The 23508-nt window shown below is 40.5% G+C and carries 24 protein-coding genes; 16 read left to right on the top strand and 8 right to left on the bottom strand.

The annotated features are described in order from the left end of the window. Window positions 1-84 precede the first annotated feature (84 nt). From N8M20_RS01230 to N8M20_RS01185, 10 genes are all read left to right on the top strand, one after another. Window positions 85-948, top strand: coding sequence for an XRE/MutR family transcriptional regulator (locus tag N8M20_RS01230; protein ID WP_261078776.1), 864 nt, complete (start codon window positions 85-87; stop codon window positions 946-948). Window positions 949-1186: 238 nt separating this feature from the next. Then, window positions 1187-1852 carry a CPBP family intramembrane glutamic endopeptidase gene (locus N8M20_RS01225; protein WP_261078775.1) on the top strand — a complete coding sequence of 222 codons (666 nt, stop codon included), beginning with the start codon at window positions 1187-1189 and terminating at the stop codon, window positions 1850-1852. A gap of 71 nt (window positions 1853-1923) precedes the next feature. Beyond that, on the top strand, window positions 1924-3150 hold the full coding sequence (locus N8M20_RS01220) for an MFS transporter (protein WP_261078774.1): 1227 nt from the start codon (window positions 1924-1926) through the stop codon (window positions 3148-3150). A gap of 158 nt (window positions 3151-3308) precedes the next feature. Next, window positions 3309-4004 carry an AzlC family ABC transporter permease gene (locus N8M20_RS01215; RefSeq protein WP_261078773.1) on the top strand — a complete coding sequence of 232 codons (696 nt, stop codon included), beginning with the start codon at window positions 3309-3311 and terminating at the stop codon, window positions 4002-4004. Then, entirely contained in the window at window positions 3994-4317 is a 324-nt protein-coding gene (locus N8M20_RS01210) for an AzlD domain-containing protein (protein WP_261078772.1), read from the top strand. The genes N8M20_RS01215 and N8M20_RS01210 overlap by 11 nt, the downstream gene beginning before the upstream one ends. Before the next feature lie 103 nt (window positions 4318-4420). After that, window positions 4421-5251, top strand: coding sequence for an amino acid ABC transporter substrate-binding protein (locus tag N8M20_RS01205; protein ID WP_261078771.1), 831 nt, complete (start codon window positions 4421-4423; stop codon window positions 5249-5251). Between the two features lie 153 nt (window positions 5252-5404). After that, window positions 5405-6259, top strand: a complete 855-nt coding sequence (locus N8M20_RS01200; RefSeq protein WP_150922713.1) for a MetQ/NlpA family ABC transporter substrate-binding protein — start codon at window positions 5405-5407, stop codon at window positions 6257-6259. Between the two features lie 96 nt (window positions 6260-6355). After that, window positions 6356-7729 (top strand): M20 family metallopeptidase, encoded by a 1374-nt coding sequence (locus N8M20_RS01195; RefSeq protein ID WP_261078770.1) that lies wholly within the window; start codon window positions 6356-6358, stop codon window positions 7727-7729. Continuing rightward, window positions 7722-8783, top strand: coding sequence for a methionine ABC transporter ATP-binding protein (locus tag N8M20_RS01190; protein WP_060805925.1), 1062 nt, complete (start codon window positions 7722-7724; stop codon window positions 8781-8783). The genes N8M20_RS01195 and N8M20_RS01190 overlap by 8 nt, the downstream gene beginning before the upstream one ends. Before the next feature lies 1 nt (window position 8784). Then, window positions 8785-9477, top strand: a complete 693-nt coding sequence (locus N8M20_RS01185; RefSeq protein ID WP_138336971.1) for a methionine ABC transporter permease — start codon at window positions 8785-8787, stop codon at window positions 9475-9477. A gap of 29 nt (window positions 9478-9506) precedes the next feature. Here the strand turns inward: N8M20_RS01185 and N8M20_RS01180 are convergent, their stop codons facing one another. Continuing rightward, on the bottom strand, window positions 9507-10076 hold the full coding sequence (locus tag N8M20_RS01180) for an MptD family putative ECF transporter S component (protein WP_261078769.1): 570 nt from the start codon (window positions 10074-10076) through the stop codon (window positions 9507-9509). Window positions 10077-10210: 134 nt separating this feature from the next. Between N8M20_RS01180 and N8M20_RS01175 the strand changes: the two genes are divergently transcribed. The 5 genes from N8M20_RS01175 to nrdI all read left to right on the top strand — a co-directional run bounded on the left by N8M20_RS01175 (window position 10211) and on the right by nrdI (window position 14919). Continuing rightward, window positions 10211-10825: a YesL family protein gene (locus N8M20_RS01175; protein WP_261078768.1), complete on the top strand. Its 615-nt coding sequence runs from the start codon at window positions 10211-10213 to the stop codon at window positions 10823-10825. After that, window positions 10803-12473, top strand: a complete 1671-nt coding sequence (locus tag N8M20_RS01170) for a sensor histidine kinase (protein ID WP_314726161.1) — start codon at window positions 10803-10805, stop codon at window positions 12471-12473. Before N8M20_RS01175 ends, N8M20_RS01170 begins: the two co-directional genes overlap by 23 nt. An 11-nt stretch (window positions 12474-12484) precedes the next feature. After that, entirely contained in the window at window positions 12485-13771 is a 1287-nt protein-coding gene (locus N8M20_RS01165) for a response regulator transcription factor (RefSeq protein WP_261078767.1), read from the top strand. A 60-nt stretch (window positions 13772-13831) separates the two neighbouring features. Beyond that, entirely contained in the window at window positions 13832-14371 is a 540-nt protein-coding gene (locus N8M20_RS01160; RefSeq protein WP_261078766.1) for an ABC transporter permease, read from the top strand. A 77-nt stretch (window positions 14372-14448) separates the two neighbouring features. Next, a complete protein-coding gene (gene nrdI, locus N8M20_RS01155; RefSeq protein ID WP_000849610.1) occupies window positions 14449-14919 on the top strand; it encodes a class Ib ribonucleoside-diphosphate reductase assembly flavoprotein NrdI in 471 nt (156 codons plus the stop codon). A 293-nt stretch (window positions 14920-15212) separates the two neighbouring features. On the opposite strand, the gene N8M20_RS01150 is transcribed toward nrdI, so the two are convergent. From N8M20_RS01150 to N8M20_RS01140, 3 genes are all read right to left on the bottom strand, one after another. Then, window positions 15213-16475 carry an NRAMP family divalent metal transporter gene (locus N8M20_RS01150; protein WP_023945135.1) on the bottom strand — a complete coding sequence of 421 codons (1263 nt, stop codon included), beginning with the start codon at window positions 16473-16475 and terminating at the stop codon, window positions 15213-15215. 215 nt (window positions 16476-16690) lie between these two features. Next, on the bottom strand, window positions 16691-17149 hold the full coding sequence (locus tag N8M20_RS01145; protein WP_023945133.1) for a DUF3021 domain-containing protein: 459 nt from the start codon (window positions 17147-17149) through the stop codon (window positions 16691-16693). After that, the gene (locus N8M20_RS01140) at window positions 17146-17586 is read right to left on the bottom strand and encodes a LytTR family DNA-binding domain-containing protein (protein WP_261078765.1); all 441 of its coding nucleotides are present in this window, start codon (window positions 17584-17586) and stop codon (window positions 17146-17148) included. Before N8M20_RS01140 ends, N8M20_RS01145 begins: the two co-directional genes overlap by 4 nt. Before the next feature lie 206 nt (window positions 17587-17792). Between N8M20_RS01140 and mutL the strand changes: the two genes are divergently transcribed. After that, complete coding sequence (mutL, locus tag N8M20_RS01135) at window positions 17793-19742, top strand: DNA mismatch repair endonuclease MutL (RefSeq protein ID WP_261078764.1); 1950 nt, start codon at window positions 17793-17795, stop codon at window positions 19740-19742. Window positions 19743-20065: 323 nt separating this feature from the next. Here mutL and ribH read toward each other — a convergent pair whose 3' ends face one another. From ribH to ribD, 4 genes are read right to left on the bottom strand one after another with little or no spacing between them, the layout of a single operon-like run. Next, entirely contained in the window at window positions 20066-20533 is a 468-nt protein-coding gene (gene ribH, locus N8M20_RS01130; RefSeq protein ID WP_042901738.1) for a 6,7-dimethyl-8-ribityllumazine synthase, read from the bottom strand. Next, window positions 20534-21739, bottom strand: coding sequence for a bifunctional 3,4-dihydroxy-2-butanone-4-phosphate synthase/GTP cyclohydrolase II (locus N8M20_RS01125; RefSeq protein ID WP_261078761.1), 1206 nt, complete (start codon window positions 21737-21739; stop codon window positions 20534-20536). It abuts the gene before it with no gap. Between the two features lie 19 nt (window positions 21740-21758). Continuing rightward, window positions 21759-22394, bottom strand: a complete 636-nt coding sequence (ribE, locus tag N8M20_RS01120) for a riboflavin synthase (protein ID WP_261078760.1) — start codon at window positions 22392-22394, stop codon at window positions 21759-21761. Beyond that, window positions 22379-23479: a bifunctional diaminohydroxyphosphoribosylaminopyrimidine deaminase/5-amino-6-(5-phosphoribosylamino)uracil reductase RibD gene (ribD, locus tag N8M20_RS01115; RefSeq protein WP_261078759.1), complete on the bottom strand. Its 1101-nt coding sequence runs from the start codon at window positions 23477-23479 to the stop codon at window positions 22379-22381. Before ribD ends, ribE begins: the two co-directional genes overlap by 16 nt. Window positions 23480-23508: the final 29 nt, after the last annotated feature.

Raw genomic sequence — 23508 nt, 5'->3', positions numbered from 1 at the left:
CTTTTTTGCTCTCTTAAATGTCAGAATATTTTGACAAAACCATAAAAATAATGATATAATATGCAAAATCTAGGAGGTGGTCAGATGATTGAGAGAATGGAATTGGGGGAATTTTACAAGGAATTGCGCTTGGCGAGAAAACTCAAGCAGTCAGATGTGGCCTGTGAGGGACTAACAGCTTCTCAGTTGTCCAAGTTTGAACTAGGGCAGTCTATGCTATCTGCGGACAAGTTGATCCTAGCCATCCAAGGGATCAATATGAATTTTGATGAGTTTGGTCATAAGCTAAACAATTATCAAGAATCCCTACATATGCAGATTGGTAGAAAGGTTGTGGATCGCTTTGCCCACCAAGATATAGCTGGTTTAGAGCAACTATTAGAGGAGGTCAAGCAAGAACAGATGGCGGAGACCTATCGTCGTTTGAATGCTATTGTAATTAAAAACGCACTCCATTCCTTAGATAAAAGCTATTCGCTAGCAGAGGAGGATAGCGAGTTTTTGACTACCTACCTCTACGCTATTGAGTCTTGGACCTGGTTTGAACTCTATCTTTTTTGCAATACTATGCCCTTCTTGAGCAATCAAGATCTGATCTTTTTATCAACCTCCTTACTCGAAAAATCCAAGGAATTTAAAGAGTTAGTACACAATCGATGGTATATGAAAAGTGGTTATCTTAATATCATCTCAGAACTTATGGAGCGCAAGCTATTTTCTTATATTCCAATCTTTGAAGCTGAGCTGGAGCGCATGCTCCGTCCATACGATGTTTTTGAAAAAGTATTGTGGCAGTTTTTAAAGAAAATGCAGATTTTTCTTCAAACCAAAGGAAGCAATCAAAAAGAGATTGAACACTTTATCCAATCTCTGCAAGTATTAGAAAATCCACAATTGACAGCCCTTTTTGAATTGCGTTTGCAGCAATACAAAGAGCTTATCGATTAGTTAGAAATGGGAAAAAGATAATAATATCAGCAACGATCGTCAATAATGTTAAAACTTGTTTCTTCATATTACTTCCCTCCTCATTAGTAATAACTTTATTATACCAGGGAAATAATCAAATCTACCAAAATCGCAAATGTGAAATTTCTATAAGAAAAAATATCAAATATGCGATTTACTAAAATGTGGTGATTTCCGTGTTATACTATCCTTATTTCATAGTATAGGAGAAAATAGAATGAAAAAGATAACCTCAATATATTACTTTATTATAGTTTTTCTACTAGTTATTGCTGATCAGAAGTTCAGTAGTATAGTTTTACGCAGCGATCTTGTTATTGGCCTATCTAACTTTGGCTATTATTTATCAGATATGATGTCGCACTTTCTTGTGGTTCTATTTGCACTTATTGCTATGATTTGGTCAGGTAAATGGCAGAAAATCAACAGTAGAAAGTTTAAAAGATCCTATCTTTTCTATTCCTTCCTAGCTCTGCTTGCTTTTGTTGTTTGGAATTTCGTCACCTTTTTTCTTTTCCCACCTACTCGAAATGAAATTTCTTATCAACATGCTGCTCCTACTTTTACAGGAGCTACGGCATTTTTGATGTATTTTTTTTATCCTGTGATTGCAGGTCCCATTTTTGAAGACATGATTTATCGTGGATTAGTGATGACTGCTCTGGAAAAAGGGAAGAAATGGGGACTGGATGTACTTGGTTCTGCTGCTTTGTTTGGAATATTGCATATTAGTAATCATGGTTGGGTATTGACAGACTTTGTCTTCTATATGGGTGGCGGACTCATATTTGCTGTCTTGTTTAGAGTGACAAAGTCTATTTATTGGCCTATTGGGCTGCATATAGTTTACAATGGCATTGGTCAGATTTTGATGCTACTGTAATTTTGGTTGTTAGTAGTATCGCGGTCTATCCTTGGGGAAAGATTCCCATTTGAATTTAAAAAGGAGTTGTGATGAAAGTATTTCTTCAAAATAGAGATTTTAGACAATTAACCATCAACCAGTGGATTTCAACGGTTGGGGATACGATTTTTTATCTGGCCTTTTTGAATTATGTGGCAGATGCGTCTTTTGCCCCTTTGGCGATTTTACTTATCACGATTTCAGAAACCCTTCCCCAAGTTCTACAAATCTTTCTGGGAGTTTTGGCGGATTTTCAACATCATCGTGTCTTGAAATACATAGTCATTAGTTTTACAAAATTTTTGCTTTACTCTATAGTGTCCTTGTCCCTCTCAGGGCAGTCCTTTTCCTTGCTATTAGTAGCATTTATTTGTCTGATCAACCTCCTGTCTGACACATTGAGTTATTTTTCAGGCGCCATGCTGACTCCGATTTTCATTAGAATTATTGGGCAAGACCATCTGGCAGAAGCTATTGGATTTAAACAGTCAACTGTTAGCTTAGTAAAAACAATCAGTAATATTCTAGGAGGAGTCTTACTAGGTATTCTATCTATCCAGTTTATTTCCTTACTGAACGCTCTTACCTTTTTAATCGCATTTTTAGGTATCCTCTTCATAAAAAATGATCTCTTGAAAGTAGAAAAAACGATTAGCTATCAAGAAGGACTCTCTGTAAAATCCTTTTGCCAGCATTTGCTCCAATCATCGAAATTGATATGGAATATGAATCAGGTGCTCTTGGTTTTGTTTATTATTTCTATTAGTCAAGCAGTGATAAATGTTACAGTTCCTGTTTCTACCCTGTTTTTGAGGAATCAGCCCTTTTTGAATTTACAAACAGGTCAATCTCTTGCCTTGTTATCCACTCTTGAATTAGCAGCCCTTATTGTCGGAAGTCTTGTGAGTGGCTATTTGAAAAATACGATTTCTATAAAAACAGCTCTCTATGCCTCACTTGTCATCCAGTTGCTTCTTCTAGTAGGATTTGCCACAGTTCGTTTTGACTGGATTCTCATCTTTAGTGCCTTGGATGCCTTTTTCGCAGGTGTCCTCTCTCCTAGATTACAGGAACTCATTTTTAAACAAATACCTGAGGAGTCAATGGGAGCAGTTCAATCCTCTATCGGTGCTATTACGGTTGTTTTACCTAGCTTATTTACAATAGCTTTGGTAACCATTGCTACTAGCTTTGGAACTCTGGCAGTTAGCTTTGTTTTATTGCTATTTCTTCTAGTTGCCTTTTTCATGCTCCTGAATATCCGTGAAAGTATCTAGCGGAGAATTTCTATAATATATGTTTGAGACTGGATTGCCAGTCTTTTTATGATGGTCAAAATCAGCAGACTTTTTTCTCTTTCCTGAATGTGTTATAATAGTCCATGCTGTGGCTGGAGCTTGTTCAGCCCACCTATTAAGACAATATGAGGAGAAAGATGAAAGAAAAAGGATTTTGGGAGGGGGCGCAGGCAGCCATGCCAACGGCCCTTGGTTATGTCAGTATCGGACTGGCCTGTGGGATTATTGGTGCGCCTTATGTGACACCTGTTGAGATGGGCTTGATGAGCCTCTTTGTTTATGCTGGGAGCGCCCAGTTTGCCATGTTAGCCTTGATTGCGGTTAAAGCACCTGTGGCGGCCATTGCCATGACGGTTTTTCTAATCAATTTGCGTCTCTTTTTGCTGAGCTTGCATGCGTCGACTTATTTCCGTCATACCAGTCTCTGGCAAAATATCGGTATGTCTAGTCTCTTGACGGATGAGACTTATGGCGTTTTGATGGGCGAGTTAGCTCATACAGACAAGGTCAATCCTATGTGGATGCACGGAAACAATCTCAACAGCTATGTGGCTTGGTTTGTGGGAACAGTTGTCGGAACGGCTCTGGGTGGTCTGCTGCCAAATCCAGAAATCTTTGGTTTGGATTTTGCCCTGGTTGGGATGTTCATCGGAATTTTTGCTTCGCAATTCCAGATTATGCAAAGACGGATTCCTGTCCGCAATCTGCTCATTATCCTAGCAGTTGTTGCGGTGTCCTTCTTTTTGCTCTTGACAGTGGTGTCTCAGTCACTAGCTGTTCTGTTTTCGACCTTGCTAGGTTGTACAATGGGGGTGGTCTTAGATGGTCAGTAAGTATCTTTTATTAGCAGTTATTTTCTCTGGCTTGGTGACTTGGATTCCCCGTATGATTCCCTTCATCTTGGTCAAGTATAAGGGCCTGCCTGCAATCGTTGAGCGTTTTTTGAAGTTCTTGCCCATCTCTATTATCTTTGCCTTGATTCTTTCAAGCGTAGTGACAGGTAAGGTCGGTAGTCTTCCTCAAATCAAATGGCTGGACTTCTTAGCAATCTTTCCAACAGCTTGGGTAGCCTTTCGCTACCGCAATCTAGTCGGAACGGTTCTCTTCGGAGTAATCTTGATTGCCGTCTTGCGTTTGGTCTTTTAAATCAGCCATAAAGAAAACTTATCACAGAGATAGATATCATATAATGGCGTAAATGCTCTTTTTCTGTTAAGATTATAAGGTATTCTATTTTGGAGGAAATGACATGAAAAAAATCGTTAAATACTCATCTCTTGCTGCCTTAGGGCTTGTTGCTGCAGGTATTCTAGCAGCTTGCTCAGGTGGTGCTAAGAAAGAAGGAGAAGCAGCTAGCAAGAAAGAAATTATCGTTGCAACCAATGGATCACCAAAGCCATTTATCTATGAAGAAAATGGCGAATTGACTGGTTATGAGATTGAAGTGGTTCGTGCTATCTTTAAAGACTCTGATAAGTATGATGTCAAGTTTGAGAAGACAGAATGGTCAGGTGTCTTTGCAGGTCTTGACGCTGATCGTTACAATATGGCTGTCAACAATCTTAGCTACACTAAAGATCGTGCGGAGAAATACCTTTATGCCGCACCAATTGCCCAAAACCCTAATGTCCTTGTAGTGAAGAAAGACGACTCTAGCATCAAGTCTCTCGCTGATATCGGTGGAAAATCGACGGAAGTCGTTCAAGCTACTACATCAGCTAAGCAGTTAGAAGCATACAACGCTGAACACACGGACAACCCAACTATCCTTAACTATACTAAGGCAGACTTCCAACAAATCATGGTACGTTTGAGCGATGGCCAGTTTGACTACAAGATTTTTGATAAAATTGGTGTTGAAACAGTTATCAAGAACCAAGGTTTGGACAACTTGAAAGTTATCGAACTTCCAAGCGACCAACAACCTTACGTTTACCCACTTCTTGCTCAAGGTCAAGATGAGTTGAAATCATTTGTAGACAAACGCATCAAAGAACTCTACAAAGATGGAACACTTGAAAAATTGTCTAAACAATTCTTTGGAGATAATTACCTACCAGCAGAAGCTGATATTAAATAATTTTGTGAAATCATCCATTCTGCATAAGGTGGGTGATTTCTCAGTTTTTAGGGATATAGTTTTAAACTATATGCCTGCCTATCTTAAAACAATTTGCTAAATCAAATAAAGTATGAGATACTATTACGGTATTATTTTTAAGGAGAAAGAATCATGAAAATCAAAAAATGGCTTGGTGTAGCAGCCCTTGCTACAGTCGCAGGTTTGGCTCTTGTAGCTTGCGGAAACTCAGAAAAGAAAGCAGACAATGCAACAACTATCAAAATCGCAACTGTTAACCGTAGCGGTTCTGAAGAAAAACGTTGGGACAAAATCCAAGAATTGGTTAAAAAAGACGGAATCACTTTGGAATTTACAGAGTTCACAGACTACTCACAACCAAACAAGGCAACTGCTGATGGCGAAGTGGACTTGAACGCTTTCCAACACTATAACTTCTTGAACAACTGGAACAAAGAAAATGGGAAAGATCTTGTAGCGATTGCAGATACTTACATCTCTCCAATTCGCCTTTACTCAGGTTTGAATGGAAGTGACAACAAGTACACTAAAGTAGAAGACATCCCAGCAAACGGAGAAATCGCTGTACCGAATGACGCTACAAACGAAAGCCGTGCGCTTTACTTGCTTCAATCAGCTGGCTTGATTAAGTTGGACGTTTCAGGAACTGCTCTTGCAACAGTTGCTAACATCAAAGAAAATCCAAAGAACTTGAAAATCACTGAATTGGACGCTAGCCAAACAGCTCGTTCATTGTCATCAGTTGACGCTGCTGTTGTAAACAATACCTTCGTTACAGAAGCAAAATTGGACTACAAGAAAGCTCTTTTCAAAGAACAAGCTGATGAAAACTCAAAACAATGGTATAACATCATCGTTGCGAAAAAAGATTGGGAAACATCACCTAAGGCTGATGCTATCAAGAAAGTAATCGCAGCTTACCACACAGATGAAGTGAAAAAAGTTATCGAAGAAACATCAGACGGTTTGGATCAACCAGTTTGGTAATAAGAAACAGGGAGGTGGGAGAGAAAATTCCACCTCTTGATTTTGTATAGAGCATGGATTGTCAGGAAGAGTAGTTCATAGAAAGGTAGAGAGAATATGGTTTTTCCTAGCGAACAAGAACAAATTGAAAAATTTGAAAAGGATCATGTGGCCCAGCATTATTTTGAAGTTTTGCGTACCTTGATTTCTAAGAAATCAGTCTTTGCCCAGCAGGTCGGACTTAAGGAAGTCGCAAATTATCTGGGTGAGATTTTCAAGCGTGTGGGGGCTGAAGTGGAGATTGATGAGACTTATACGGCGCCTTTTGTCATGGCACATTTCAAGAGTTCGCGTCCAGATGCCAAGACCCTGATTTTCTATAACCACTATGACACTGTGCCAGCGGACGGGGATCAGGTGTGGACAGAGGATCCCTTTACGCTTTCGGTGCGCAATGGCTTCATGTATGGGCGTGGGGTTGACGATGACAAGGGTCATATTACGGCTCGTTTGAGTGCTTTGAGAAAATACATGCAGCACCATGATGATCTGCCTGTCAATATCAGTTTTATCATGGAGGGAGCGGAGGAATCGGCTTCGACAGACCTGGATAAGTATCTGGAAAAACATGCAGATAAACTCCGTGGTGCAGATTTGTTGGTCTGGGAACAAGGGACCAAAAATGCCTTGGAACAGCTAGAAATTTCTGGTGGAAATAAGGGGATTGTGACCTTTGATGCCAAGGTGAAAAGCGCTGATGTCGATATCCACTCTAGTTATGGTGGGGTTGTGGAATCAGCTCCTTGGTACCTCCTTCAAGCCCTACAGTCTCTTCGTGCTGCAGATGGCCATATCTTGGTTGAAGGCTTGTACGAAGAGGTACAAGAGCCAAATGAACGTGAATTGGCCTTGGTGGACACTTACGCCCAACGAAATCCAGAGGAAATCAGCCAGATTTATGGTTTGGAATTGCCTCTCTTACAAGAGGACCGCGCAGCCTTTCTAAAACGTTTCTTTTTCGAGCCTGCTCTCAATATCGAAGGGATTCAGTCAGGTTATCAAGGACAAGGAGTCAAAACGATTTTGCCAGCAGAAGCCAGTGCTAAGCTAGAGGTTCGTTTGGTTCCTGGTCTAGAACCGCATGATGTTCTGGAAAAAATTCGGAAACAGCTAGACAAAAATGGCTTTGATAAGGTAGAATTATACTATACATTGGGAGAGATGAGCTATCGAAGCGATATGAGCGCACCAGCCATTCTCAATGTGATCGAGTTGGCCAAGAAATTCTATCCACAGGGCGTTTCAGTCTTGCCGACTACAGCGGGGACAGGGCCTATGCATACGGTCTTTGATGCCCTAGAGGTGCCAATGGTGGCCTTCGGTCTAGGAAATGCCAATAGCCGAGACCACGGTGGAGATGAAAATGTGCGAATCGCCGATTACTACACCCATATTGAATTAGTAGAGGAGCTGATTAGAAGCTATGAGTAGAGATATTATCAAGTTAGATCAGATCGATGTGACTTTTCATCAAAAGAAGAGAACCATCACAGCGGTCAAGGATGTGACTATTCACATCCAAGAAGGGGATATCTACGGAATCGTTGGATATTCTGGAGCAGGGAAATCAACCCTTGTACGGGTAATTAACCTCTTGCAAAAGCCATCTGCAGGGAAAATTACCATTGACGACGATGTGATTTTTGATGGCAGGGTGACATTGACGGCCGAACAGTTGCGTCGTAAACGTCAAGATATCGGAATGATTTTCCAGCATTTTAACCTGATGAGCCAGAAGACTGCAGAGGAGAATGTAGCCTTTGCCCTTAAACACTCTGGGCTCAGCAAGGAAGAAAAGAAGGCTAAAGTAGCCAAGTTGTTGGACTTGGTTGGCTTGGCAGACCGTGCTGAAAACTACCCTTCACAACTATCTGGAGGGCAAAAACAGCGTGTGGCCATTGCGCGTGCCTTGGCAAATGATCCAAAAATCTTGATTTCAGACGAGTCAACTTCTGCCCTTGATCCTAAGACAACTAAGCAGATTTTGGCCTTGTTGCAAGATTTGAACCAAAAATTAGGCTTGACTGTTGTCTTGATTACGCATGAAATGCAGATTGTCAAAGACATTGCCAACCGTGTGGCAGTTATGCAGGATGGGCATTTGATTGAAGAGGGCAGTGTCCTTGAAATCTTCTCAGACCCTAAACAACCTTTGACCCAGGACTTTATCTCAACAGCTACAGGCATTGATGAAGCAATGGTCAAGATCGAGAAGCAAGAAATCGTGGAACACTTGTCTGAAAACAGTCTCTTGGTGCAACTCAAGTACGCTGGAGCTTCAACAGATGAGCCACTTTTGAATGAATTGTACAAGCGTTACCAAGTAACGGCTAATATCCTTTATGGAAATATCGAAATCCTCGACGGCACTCCTGTTGGAGAATTGGTGGTGGTCTTGTCAGGTGAAAAAGCAGCGCTAGCAGGTGCCCAAGAAGCCATTCGTCAAGCAGGCGTACAGCTAAAAGTATTGAAGGGAGGACAGTAAGATGGAATCATTGATTCAAACCTATTTGCCAAATGTCTATAAAATGGGCTGGGCTGGTCAAGCAGGCTGGGGAACAGCCATCTATCTAACTCTTTATATGACAGTTCTTTCCTTCATCATCGGAGGGTTCTTGGGTCTAGTGGCAGGTCTCTTCCTTGTCTTGACAGCGCCAGGTGGTGTCTTGGAAAATAAAGTTGTTTTTTGGATTTTAGACAAGATTACCTCTATTTTCCGTGCGGTTCCTTTCATCATCCTCTTGGCAATCATGTCGCCACTCTCTCACTTGATTGTCAAGACGAGCATCGGGCCAAATGCAGCTCTTGTGCCACTTTCATTTGCAGTCTTTGCCTTCTTTGCCCGTCAGGTGCAGGTGGTCTTGGCTGAGTTAGACGGTGGTGTCATTGAGGCGGCTCAAGCGAGCGGAGCGACTTTCTGGGACATCGTGGGTGTTTACCTATCAGAAGGTCTTCCAGATTTGATTCGTGTGACAACTGTAACCCTGATTTCTCTTGTTGGGGAAACAGCTATGGCTGGTGCGGTTGGTGCTGGTGGTATCGGTAACGTAGCCATCGCTTATGGATTTAACCGCTACAATCACGATGTGACTATCTTGGCAACCATCATTATCATCTTGATTATCTTTGCGATCCAATTCTTGGGAGACTTCTTGACCAAGAAATTGAGTCATAAATAAAAAAGAGCCGCCTGGCTCTTTTTTATTGACTAGATTTTCTGAGCAAATTTTTTACTCAAGGCTTGTCCAATCAAGGCACCCACTAGGGCTCCGATGACAACACTTGCGACAAATAGAAGGATGGTTCCAGGATTTGGCGCAACCATGATACGGTCGATATATTCTTGGGATTTTCCTCTTGCCAGAAGGGTAGCCATATAGGCTTTGGGCGCAATCCACATAAGCAAGATTGGACCTGTTGAACTAAAGGCAAAAATAAGGAAAGAAAGGAAATTCTTTGTTTGGTCCTTGTATTTTCCGAGGCTAGCTACTGCATCTGCTAGGAGGCCACAGATAATTCCAGGAAGAAAGGCGCCGGCACCGTGTTTAGTTCCCAAGAAAAAGAGGGCAATAACAAGGCCGATAGTGGTAATGGCTCCAAAACGCGGAACTTTTGCGATTAGAATCATATAGGCGCTACCGCCGACAAGGGCAGTAAAGGCAGGCGCATAAAACATGTTTCCAGTTTGGTCAAGGAGATTGCCCAAAAGGACACCAATCCCCATGCAGAGGAAGTAAAGAACTGCAAAGAGCAGTGTAGTTAAGATAGATTTCTTCATGAATTGTCTCCTGATAATTTTTTCACAATTCTCATTGTACCACGGTTTGATGGGATTGTAAATGGGCACTAGAATTTTTTGAAAACGCTTGAAATATGATATAATAGTTTCATAGTTATTTTTAGGAGGATATCATGGGGAGATTTTTAGACTTTGTCTTTAATCGTTTCTTTTTAGGGATGATTGCGACAGCCTTCTTTTGGCTATTAACCTTGGTGGGAGGGATTATCCTTGGTCTAGCGCCGGCTAGTGCCACCTTGATGAGCTTGTATGCAGAACATGGTTATAGCTTTCGGGAATACAGTTTGAAGGAGGCGTGGTCTCTTTATAAGCAAAATTTTGTCTCAAGCAACCTGATTTTTTATAGTTTTCTAGGTGTGGATTTAGTTTTGGTCTATGGCCTGTATCTCTTGGTGCAATTGCCTCATCAGACTATTATTCATTTGATTGCGACCTTTTTGAATGTTCTAGTAGTTGCCCTGATCTTTTTGGCTTATACAGTATCTTTGAAACTACAAGTTTATTTTGACTTGTCCTATCGAAATAGTCTCAAACTATCCTTGATTGGCATCTTTATGAGCCTAGCAGCTGTAGCCAAGGTTATCCTTGGGACTGTGCTACTTGTAGCAATTGGTTATTATATGCCTGCCCTACTTTTCTTTGTAGGAATTGGGATGTGGCATTTCTTTATCAGTGATATGTTGGAACCGATCTATGAAAGCATCCATGAAAAATTGGCGACAAAATAGAATGAAGCAGTTTTGGCTACATACGCTTCTGCGAACCTACAGTTCAGTTATGATCATTATTATTGCGAGTTTTGCAATCTTACTTTCTTACGCTGACTGGGATTCACGGGAAAAGGAAGCTCAAAGAGTAGCCCAGCGTGTAACTACTCGAACAGTCGAAGAGGTGGAATATTATTATCGCGAGTCAGCCCAGCTAGCGCAAGATTTAGTAGCCAATCAAGACAGGATACAAGGGGTTTATAAGTACTTTAGTCTATCAACATCTGAGTATTTTTATTGGCTGTTGGAGCATCAAGCAGCTTCGTCAACTTCTATTTCTCTGTATGAAAATATTGATGACCTGTATGTTCAGAATGACTATATAACGGGTGTTGCAATCGTCTTGCAGGACTTTAAAGAAGTTTATGTTTCGAGCAGAAATGAGAGAGGTGGTCATACGGTACTTGCGGAAGGCTTTAAACCAGAGGCCAATAGTTTTGGAGTGCCTATTTTAGACCCAGCGACGGATCAATCGATAGGGGTTGTTTATATCTCCTTGGATCCAGAAATCTTATACCATGCTGTGGACAATACCCGAGGTCATATCCCGATGGCTGTGACTGTGACATCGCCTTTTGATACGGAGATTTTTCATATTGGTGAGAGGGTCAATAGGGAGCATGAAAACTGGTTTGTTGGTGTGACCTCTCATGGCTATCAGGTTCAGGTGGCAGTTCCCAAAAATTTTGTTTTACAAGGAACAGTGACTAGCTCTGCTTTGATTGTGGGTTTGAGCCTTCTCTTTATTGTCATTCTCTATCTGACTTTGAGGCAGACCTTTGCCAACTATCAAAAGCAGGTAGTGGATTTGGTAGATTCCATTCAAGCTATTGCTCAAGGTGAGGAAGGTCTTCGCATTGACACACTTGAAAAGGATCAGGAATTGCTCTTAATCGCGGAGACGACCAATGATATGTTGGATCGATTGGAAAAGAATATCCATGATATTTATCAGCTAGAGCTTAGTCAAAAAGATGCCAATATGCGAGCCCTACAGGCGCAAATCAATCCTCATTTCATGTATAATACGCTGGAATTCTTGCGCATGTATGCAGTTATGCAAAGTCAAGATGAGTTGGCAGATATCATTTATGAATTCAGTAGTCTCTTGCGTAACAATATTTCCGACGAAAGAGAAACTCTTCTCAAACAGGAATTAGAATTTTGCCGTAAATACAGCTATCTCTGCATGGTTCGCTATCCCAAGTCCATTGCCTATGGTTTCAAGATAGATCCAGAGTTAGAGAATATGAAGATTCCCAAGTTTACCTTGCAACCGCTGGTAGAAAATTATTTCGCGCATGGTGTTGACCACAGACGGACAGATAATGTGATTAGCATCAAAGCGCTTAAACAGGATGGTTTTGTAGAAATTTTGGTGGTCGATAATGGCCGTGGAATGTCGGTTGAAAAACTGACAAGTATTCGAGAAAAATTAAGTCAGAGACATTTTGAACACCAAGCCAGTTACAGTGATCAAAAGCAATCTATCGGGATTGTCAATGTCCATGAGCGTTTTGTGCTCTATTTTGGGGACCGCTATGCTATTACTATAGATTCTGCAGAGCAAGCAGGTGTTCAGTATCGTATTACAATTCAAGATGAGTAGAAAGGGAGAAAATGTATAAAGTATTATTAGTAGATGATGAGTACATGGTGACAGAAGGTCTGAAACGTTTGATTCCCTTTGATAAGTGGGATATGGAGGTCGTCGCAACAGCCAGTCATGCCGATGAAGCCCTAGAATATGTTCAGGAAAATCCTGTCGATGTGGTCATTTCCGATGTCAATATGCCCGACAAAACAGGGCTTGATATGATTCGGGAAATGAAAGAGATCTTACCAGATGCCGCCTATATCCTGCTCTCAGGTTATCAGGAGTTTGATTATGTAAAAAGAGCTATGAATCTTAGTGTGGTGGACTATCTGGTTAAGCCTGTTGATAAGGTAGAGTTAGGAATTCTGCTGGAGAAGATTGCAGGTCAGCTCGGCGAGAGAGGGAAGAAAAGTCAGACCCTCAGTCAAGATTTAGACGAGGCTGGATTTGTTAGTTATTTAGGGGATAAGGAGAATTGGTGGATAGGTCTATCCAAGGAAAAACAAGGTTCCTTCACCATTCCCTACTATGTATTGGGTCAAGACTGGCAGATTTTCATTTCTGACCAACCTCTAGATGGGTTAGTTGTTACACCTTTTGAAGCTCCCTATCAAGAACACTTTGAACGCTGGAAGCTGAATGCTGAGAAAGCCCTCTTTTACGGTTCTGTAAATCTACAACAGTCTCAGAGTCTCTTTGCCTATTACGAACCGATTTATAGGGTTATCATTCAGGGGAATCTCAATCAAATCGTGGAAGAGTTAAACCTCTTGGAGAAGGTGGTTCTTGAAAATACACCTCGTGTTCCGATTACCAAACAGCTTTTTATCCAGTTTGTCATGGATGTCTTTCATTTATTTGAACACCTCAAAGCTGATGATATGACGGACATTGTCAAAACGATTCATGCTATTCAATCCTTCGATGAATTGGTTTCTTATATCAAGGAAACTCTGATCAGCTTTTTCGGTCAATACCGTATGAATGAAAATGTGGTCAGTGTGCTGGAAGTCATTGGGCGTGATTATCAGAAAGAACTTTCTCTCAAGGATATTAGTAAGGATCTTTTTATCAATCCTGTCTATCTGGGTCAGTTGATTAAGCGAGAAACCAATTCGACCTTTGCTGAATTGCTCAATAAACAACGCATTAAGGCTGCCCAGCAGCTCTTGCTTTCGACTAGTGACAGTATAGAAGATATTTGTTATGCGGTTGGCTACAGTAATGTTGGATATTTCTATAAAGTGTTCCGAAAATTGTGCGGAAAATCACCAAAAGTCTACCGAAAACAGGTAGAAACGATACTATAAAATTTGTATCCCTTTACAAAAAGTGCTATAATATCAATAATAACATCAGGAGGTTCTATCATGAAAAAGAAACCAATTTATCTATGGGTCTTGCTAATCTTGTCTGCCCTTATTTCAGCTACGTCTCTGTTTGGAATGTTGAGTCCCTTGCCTAGCAAAGAAGCCCTTCGTGCCGCTGCCGCTCAGAAACAGGTTGCGGGACTTAGTGCCCAGCAATTAGAAGACAACATCAATTACACCTATAGAGTAGCAGAATCAACTCATTCTATTTTTAATATGGCCTTGATTGTGCTATCTGCTATTTTAGTGGTAGTAGCGATTGTATTCCTTATTCGTAAGAATTTGCAATATGCAAACTATACTTATGTCGGCTATGTTTTGCTAGCCATTATTGGTTCGATTTATGGCTATGTTAGTTTACAGGACGCTGTGCAGTTAGTTCACGATGAGACCATGCGTTTAGGGATAAGTGTTATTTCACAAGCCGTTAGCATTCTCTCTATTGTCATCAATGTTCTCTTCCTAGCCCTTGTCTTCTACAAGATATGGCGTCAACAAAAAGCCTTGGCAGAAGAAGCGGAAACAGAAGATCTTGCTTAAGTATTGACAAAAAAGAACTATCAAGATACAATCTTGGTAGTTCTTTTTCGATAAAAAATAAAATCATGGAGGTACATATGAAGACAATTTCTTTAGTTTATATTAGTCTGAGTGGCAATACTGAGAGTTTTGTGACGCGCTTGAAAGACTATCTCTTGTCCCAGTACGAGGGAATTGAGGTTCAAAAGATTCATATCAAGGATTTGGTCAAAGAAGGCCAAGATTTTTATGAAATGGACCATCCCTATGTCGCTTTTTTGCCGACCTACCTAGAAGGTGGGAATGGCGTGGATAATGGAGATGTTGAGATTTTGACGACACCAGTGGGGGATTTTATCGCCTATGGTGACAATGCTAGTAAGTGTTTTGGCGTGGTTGGCTCAGGAAATCGTAACTTTAATAACCAATACTGCCTGACAGCTAAGCAATACAGCCAACGCTTTGGTTTCCCTGTCTTGGCTGACTTTGAAATGCGAGGTATGCTGGAAGATATCAAACGTGTCGCAGCGATTATCGCAGATTTGTATGAGTTGGAAAGGGAGAATTAATACTCAATGAAAATCAAAGAGCAAACTAGGAAGCTAGTCGCAGGTTGCTCAAAGCACAGCTTTGAGGTTGCAGATAGAGCTGACGTGGTTTGAAGAGATTTTCGAATAGTATAAAGTTCTTATAAGAGGTGGTTGAAGTTGTTCAACTGTTTTTTGAGTATAAACAGTCTTTGAGAACGTAAAAAAGCATAAGTTCAGGTCTTAAAAACCTTGTTCTTATGCTTTTTATCATAGAAATATTTACTGAATTTTCTCTTGAAATGAAACCTTATCTTCATCTCGCGCTTTGTCGATTATCCTGCTTTTCCGATTGCGAGTGCGTAGATAAAGAAGATGGCGAAGCCAAAGAGGAAAATCAATCCTGCAATGGCAAGGTGTTTGAGCCAAGAAGGAAGATTTTTGTTTTCACGCGTTACCAAGGCGTAGTTCAAAAGAGCGAAGAATGGTGTTGTCAGGAAAGAACCAATCATGGCAAAGCGGAGCATGGTTGAAACCTGACCAGCGAAGAACTTGATAATGACGATACCGATGATAGCAGTGATGGTCATCCAGATGTTCAAAGATTTACTACTGTCTTCTTTTTGACTGATTAGCAGTCGGAGAGATTCCTGATTGACACGAGAGTAACCATCGATAACAGTAATAACTGTTCCAAAGATACACAGGAAGGCAATAAAGGTAATCAAGTAACGGGACCATTCGCCAAGAACAGAGGCATACATGCCCACGAATTGAGAGATGTATTTGGCTGAAGCAGCTTCAACTGCTTGCCCTGTAGGATATTGAATCAATGCTCCCAGTGCTACAAAGAACACAGCTAGGATGGCTGTTCCAATGTAACCAACGTTAAAGTCAAATAGAGCGTCCTCTGTGTTAAAGTTGACGGTCTTTTTCTTTTCAGCAGACCAAAGTGAATTGATAGCTGAAATTTCAATAGGAGCCGGCATCCACCCTAAGAGGGAAACGATGAAGGGTAGAGCTGCCATTTGCCAAGGTGTCTTTTCGACAAAATCAGAGCTGTATTCTGGATGCTTGATTGCCGCGATGATAACTGCAAGAACAGTTGCAATGGTCAAAGCTGACATGATCCATTTTGCCATGCCGTCTAAGAGTTTGTAGCCTCCAAAGAGTAACATAGCCCAAATGATGGCAACGAGAATGAGGGACCACTGAGTGATGCTAAGACCGATCATTGGGAAGGCGCTGGCGATGATAGCTGAGCACAGAATGGCGACACCAGCTGTGTTGACCATAGCCGAAAAGACATTGAGGATAAAGAAAATCCAGAGATAGAGTTTTCCTTTTTCGGCATAACCTTCAACCAAAGTCTTTCCAGTATCAGCGGTGTATTCAGCACCAAAACGGAAAAATGGATATTTAAAGACATTGGCTAAGATGACCAAGAGAAGTAGAGACCAACCGTAAGAACCACCAGCTTGAGTGGAAGATACAATGTGAGAACCTCCAACAGCAGCAGAAGCCATTAGGATTCCAGGTCCCATTGCTTTTAGTTTACTTGTCCAGGTTGATTGATTTAACGAAATAGCTTGCGACATGATAAGTACTCCTTTTTGAATTTTCAGAATAATCTGGATATGTAATCTATATTTTACAAAAAACTTTGGGAAAATGCAAGAATATTTTGAAAAAAGATAGAAAATTACAGAAAATTTACAAAGAAGATCTGAAAATAACCGCTATGATAGAAAGGTGCAGCAGGATAAAGAAAAACCGAGAAGTTTCTTTCTCGGATTTGCTTATTATGAGGTTCTTACTTTTTATGCTTCAAGAGTTGATTGATATGGTCTACTTTTTTTGATGCTCTTTTATAGGAAATAGTCCAAATGATGAGGTAGACAATTGAAAACTCGATAATGAGCTGGAGATAGAAGATCCAGTGGAAGGGGAACCAACCTGCTAGAGTTGCTAGTGGGATAAAGCCTACTAGCATGAGGAAGAAATGGGAAAGCGTCGCACGAAGCATGCTCCAGTCACGGCTGAATAAGCGGTTGCCAAAGTTGAAGAGCATACCGATGGCTGCCCAGATAAGAGTACAGTAGAGCAAGACCAGGGCACCGTGAACCTGATGTTGAGCCATCACTTGGCCGATGAGAGAGTCGGGACTTAACGGGGCGTAGGTACTTGGTGCATAAATGAGTGAAAAGATGATAGAGAGGATGAGGCCGATAAGAACACCAGTAGCTGCGTCGTGGAAGATTTGTTTTTTCATAGTTCTAATTTCTCCTTGATGGTTTTTAGATAACGGCGTGAAGAGTAGGTGAAGCTTTCGTTTTTCAAGAAAATTTCTACTAGGCCGTTGGGGGTGAGCTTGAGATGAGAGATGGAATCGATATTGATGATTTCTGATTGGGAAATTTGGATAAAATTGGTTGGCAAGAGTTCAAGGATCTGATAGAGTCGTAAGTCAATGCTGTAGGTCTGACTCGCGGTTTCTGCTAGAACCTTCCGATTCTCGATATAGAAGCGTTGAATCTTGCTAATCTTAACTAGATAGACCTGATCATCAATCTTTCCTTTGATTGTTTCTGTTCGGTCCAGATTTTCTGCGAACTCGATGACTTTTTGGACTTTTTCGGTTTCTTGAGGTGCTTGGACAATCAGCTTTTCCTCCTTGTAAGTTTCACTAATCTGTAGTTCTACTTTCATAAATTTCTCTCCTTTTCAGTTATACAAGGTTGTGATCACTTCTTGTACACTTTTATTAAACACTATTTTATAGCCTATGGCAAGGGACTTTGTCTATGTGGAGGGATTTGGCTTCTATGTGGTGCTAGCTTTTCTGTCCTTTCTGAAATATGGTATAATAGCACTAATCAATTTCTAGGAAAATAGATACGGAAAGGGGCTGAAAAATGTCTCATATTATTGAATTACCAGAGGTGTTGGCAAACCAGATTGCAGCTGGAGAGGTTATCGAGCGTCCAGCTAGCGTTGTTAAGGAGCTGGTAGAAAACGCCATTGACGCTGGCTCTAGTCAGATTATCATTGAGATTGAGGAAGCTGGTCTCAAGAAAATCCAAATCACAGATAATGGTCATGGAATTGCCCACGATGAAGTAGAATTAGCACTGCGTCGCCATGCGACTAGTAAGATAAAAAATCAAGCAGACCTCTTTCGGATTCGAACGCTTGGTTTTCGTGGTGAAGCCCTGCCTTCTATCGCTTCTGTCAGTGTCCTATCTCTGTTGACGGCGGTGGAGGGCGCAAGTCATGGAACCAAGTTAGTCGCGCGTGGGGGTGAAGTTGAGGAAGTCATCCCAGCGACTAGTCCTGTGGGAACCAAGGTTTGTGTGGAGGACCTCTTTTTCAACACGCCTGCCCGCCTCAAGTATATGAAGAGCCAGCAAGCAGAGTTGTCTCATATCATTGATATTGTCAACCGTTTGGGCTTGGCCCATCCTGAGATTTCCTTCAGTTTGATTAGTGATGGCAAGGAAATGACGCGGACGGCTGGGACTGGTCAACTGCGTCAAGCTATTGCAGGGATTTACGGTTTGGCGAGTGCCAAGAAGATGATTGAAATTGAGAATTCTGACCTTGATTTCGAAATTTCAGGTTTTGTGTCCTTGCCTGAGTTAACTAGAGCCAACCGCAACTATATCAGCCTCTTCATCAATGGCCGTTATATCAAGAACTTTCTGCTCAATCGTGCAATTCTAGACGGCTATGGCAGTAAGCTCATGGTGGGACGCTTTCCGTTGGCTGTCATTCATATCCATATTGACCCTTATCTAGCGGATGTCAATGTTCATCCAACCAAGCAAGAGGTGCGGATTTCCAAGGAAAAAGAATTGATGGCCTTGGTTTCAGAAGCTATTGCAAACAGTCTCAAGGAACAAACCTTGATACCAGATGCCTTGGAAAATCTTGCCAAATCGACTGTGCGCAATCGTGAGAAGGTGGAGCAAACTATTCTCCCACTCAAAGAAAATACGCTCTACTATGAGAATACTGAGCCGACAAGACCTAGTCAAGCTGAAGTAGCTGATTATCAGGTTGAATTGACTGATGCAGGACAAGACTTGACCCTGTTTGCCAAGGAAACCTTGGATCAATTGACTAAGCCAGCAAAACTGCATTTTGCAGAGAGAAAGCCTGCTAATTATGACCAACTAGACCATCCAGAGCTAGATTTAGCCAGTCTGGATAAGGCCTATGACAAGCTGGAGCGAGAAGAATCTTCAAGCTTCCCAGAGTTGGAATTTTTCGGGCAAATGCACGGGACTTATCTCTTTGCCCAAGGGCGAGATGGGCTCTATATCATAGACCAGCACGCGGCGCAGGAACGGGTTAAGTACGAGGAGTACCGTGAAAGCATTGGCAATGTTGACCAGAGCCAGCAGCAACTCCTAGTGCCCTATATCTTTGAATTTCCAGCGGATGATGCCCTCCGTCTCAAGGAAAGAATGACACATTTGGAGGAAGTGGGCGTCTTTCTAGCAGAGTACGGAGAAAATCAATTTATCCTGCGTGAACATCCTATTTGGATGGCAGAGGAGGAGATTGAGTCAGGCATCTATGAAATGTGCGACATGCTCCTTTTAACCAAGGAAGTTTCTATCAAGAAATACCGGGCAGAGCTGGCTATCATGATGTCTTGCAAGCGGTCTATTAAGGCCAACCATCGTATCGATGACCATTCGGCTAGACAGCTCCTTTATCAACTTTCTCAATGTGACAATCCCTACAACTGTCCTCATGGACGTCCTGTTTTGGTGCATTTTACCAAGTCGGATATGGAAAAGATGTTCCGACGCATTCAGGAAAATCACACCAGTCTCCGTGAGTTGGGGAAATATTAAAAGTGCAAAAAGTCTGGGAAAAATTTTCAAAATCAGAAAAACGCATAAAATCAGGTGTTCAAAAACCTTGATTTTATGCGTTTTATCATGGAAATATTTACTTTTTTTCTTCCGAATACTCGTAAAAAATCTCTATAAACCACGTCAGTTTTATCAGTAATCTCAAAATAGTGTTTTGAGCTAATTTTGTCAGTTTTGTCTGTAACATCGAAGCTGTGTTCTACCAATCTGCGACTGGCTTCCTAGTTTGCTCTATGATTTTCATAGAGTACTAAATTGTGATTTTACCAAGTTTCTTTATTCGTCTAAAAGTAGAGTCTGTTTTATGCGTCCAATGTACGAATTAGGTTGACCATTTCAATAGCTCCTTGTGCACACTCAGAACCCTTATTTCCTGCTTTAGTACCAGCTCGCTCTATGGCTTGTTCAATTGTATCTGTCGTTAGAACGCCAAACATAACTGGGATTTCGCTATTTAAACTGATTTGGGCGATTCCCTTAGATACCTCACTACATACATAATCATAATGACTTGTACTACCTCTAATAACAGCTCCTAGGCAGATGATTGCATCATATTTTTTACTTTTTGCCATTTTTGATGCAATCAGTGGTATTTCAAAAGCTCCTGGAACCCAGGCTACCTCGATATCTTTCTCATTTACATTCTCTCTTTTGAGATTATCTAGTGCTCCAGATAATAATTTTGAAGTTATAAATTCATTAAATCTCGCTACAACAATACCTATTTTAATATTGTTCGCTACTAAATTACCTTCATAAGTGTTCATTTATTTTTCCTCCATATTTAAAATGTGACCCATTCGATTTTTCTTTGTTTCTAAATAAAAACTATCGTAAGGATTGGCTTCTATTTCGATTGGTATTCTACTGGAAATGGTAATTCCATATTTTTCTAACTGTTCAACCTTGTCAGGATTATTTGTCAGTAAATGAAGTGACTGTAGTCCCAGGTCTTTAAGCATTTGTGCTCCAATATAATATTCTCTTAAATCACCTTCAAAGCCTAATGCAAGATTGGCATCGAGCGTATCCATTCCTTGATCTTGTAAATGATAGGCTTTTAATTTATTGATAAGTCCAATTCCTCGTCCTTCCTGTCGCAAGTAAAGTAAGACACCCGAACCATTCTCAGCAATCATTTTCATAGCTTTATCGAATTGCTGTCCACAATCGCACCGTAAAGAGCCTAAAACATCTCCTGTTAAACATTCGGAGTGGACCCGACATAATACATTGGCTTCATCCTCTATATTTCCCATAATAAGAGCAAGATGATGTTCCCCATTTAGTTTATCTATATAGCTAATTGCTTTAAAATTACCGTATCTAGTAGGCATATTGACAGTTGAAACTCGTTCTACCAGCTGATCATATACTTTTCTATATTCTTGTAATTCTTTGATGGTGATTAGTGGAATATTGTGTTTCTTAGAGAACTGAATTAAATCATCTGTTCTCATCATTTTGCCATCATGATTCATTATTTCACAACATAGGCCACACTCTTTTAGTCCTGCTAATTTTAATAGATCAACTGTTGCTTCAGTGTGTCCATTTCTTTCTAGAACACCACCGTTTTTCGCAATTAAAGGAAACATATGTCCTGGCCTGCGAAAATCAGAAGGTGTTATATCTTCAGCTACACACATACGTGCGGTCAGTCCTCTTTCCTCTGCAGAAATACCTGTGGTCGTTTCCTTATAATCAATTGAAACTGTAAAAGCAGTCTTATGATTATCTGTATTGTTTTCAACCATAGGTGAAAGCATTAATTGATTAGCTAAACGTTCGCTCATAGGCATACAAATTAATCCTTTGGCATAAGTAGCCATGAAATTAACATTTTCTGTTGTAGCTGCTTGTGCGGAACAAATTAAGTCTCCTTCGTTTTCTCTATCCTTGTCATCTATAACAAGAACAAGTCGTCCCTTCTGCAATGTTTCTAATGCTTCTTGTATTTTTCGATATTCCATTGACTGATCATCCTTTCTACTAAAATCCATTTTGATATAATAGTTCTCTAGATATTTCTGATTTTGGAGAATTATCCATCAGTTTTTGCACATATTTACCTAAGATATCATTTTCAAGATTTACTGTACTCCCGACTTGTTTACTCTTAAGAATGGTTTGTTCCAAGGTATGAGGGATAACAGATACTGAAAAGTTTAGTTTGGAGACTTTAGCGACAGTCAGACTAATGCCGTCAATTGTAATAGATCCTTTTTCAACTATTAAATCTAAAATTTCTTTTTGTGTGTTGATTTGATACCATACAGCATTATCATCTTTTTTTATTGACGAGATTTTTCCTGTACCATCAATGTGTCCTGTAACGACGTGACCCCCAAGTCGACCGTTGACAGATAAGGCTCTTTCTAGATTTACCTCACTTCCATGTTTTAATAGAGTAAGGGCTGTTCGACTCCATGTTTCATTCATTACATCAACTGTAAAGGCTTGATGATTGAAATGAGTAACTGTAAGACAGATACCATTTACTGCTATACTATCGCCTAAATGGATATCTGTTAATATTTTTGAGGCTTTAATTGATAGTTTGCAATTACGAGAGTCTTTCTGTATTCTTTCAACTTTTCCGATTTCTTCAATTATTCCTGTGAACATGGATAAATCACTTCACTTTCTATGAGATAGTCATTTCCTATTTGAGAAAAAGCATAAGGTTTCAATCTAATAGCGTCATTTGGCAAAGCAATACCTTCACCTCCAACAGGAAACTTGGCACTGCCTCCAAAAATTTTTGGTGCAATATATATTTTCAGCTCATCAACAATTTGTTGTTCCAAAGCACTCCAATTCATTAGACTGCCCCCTTCTAGAAGTAGGCTATCAATCTGCATGTTTCCTAGATGTTGCATTAAACTCGATAAGTCTATATGATTGCCTTTTTTCTTTATGGAAAGTATTTCACAGCCATGATTTTGATATAGCTTCATTTTATTTTTGTCTTCAGAGGAAGTGGCAATGTAAGTTTTAATATCATTTGCTGTTTTTACGATTTTAGAGGTAAGAGGAGTTCGTAAATGTGTATCGCATATGATACGGATAGGATTTTTCCCTTCCTCCAATCTACATGTCAGCAAAGGATCGTCTTGAATAACAGTATTGACTCCCACCATAATCGCACTAACCTGGTGTCGCAATTGATGTACATGCTTTCTTGCCTCTTCTCCAGTAATCCATTTGGATTGATTTGTTTTAGTGGCTATTTTTCCATCCATTGTCATTGCATATTTCATAAAAACATAGGGTACATGCTGAGTAATATACTTTCTAAAACTTTTTATTAAGTTAAGACACTCATTTTCTAAAACTCCAACAGTAACTTGAAGATTATTTTCCTCAAGTATCTTTACTCCTTTTCCAGATACAATAGGATTACAGTCTAGGCTTCCAATGACTACTCTTGTAATACCACTATCGATTATAGCATCTATACAGGGAGGTGTTTTCCCGAAGTGACAACAGGGTTCAAGTGTTACATAAAGCGTCGCTCCGACAGGGGATTCTCTACAGTTTTTAAGAGCATTTCTCTCAGCATGTGGGCCACCAAAAAACTCATGATAACCTTGTCCGATAATATGATTATCTTTTACAATAACTGCGCCGACCATAGGATTGGGATTGACGTAACCAGCCCCTTTTTGTGCCAGTTTTATTGCTAATTTCATATATTTTGAATCGTTCATCTCACTACCTCCAAAAAAATATACCTTGA

Source organism: Streptococcus mitis (genome assembly GCF_946190275.1).
Lineage (GTDB): Bacteria > Bacillota > Bacilli > Lactobacillales > Streptococcaceae > Streptococcus > Streptococcus mitis_DC.
The sequence above is the reverse complement of the archived record's forward strand: the minus strand, read 5'-3'. Positions and strand labels throughout refer to the sequence as shown.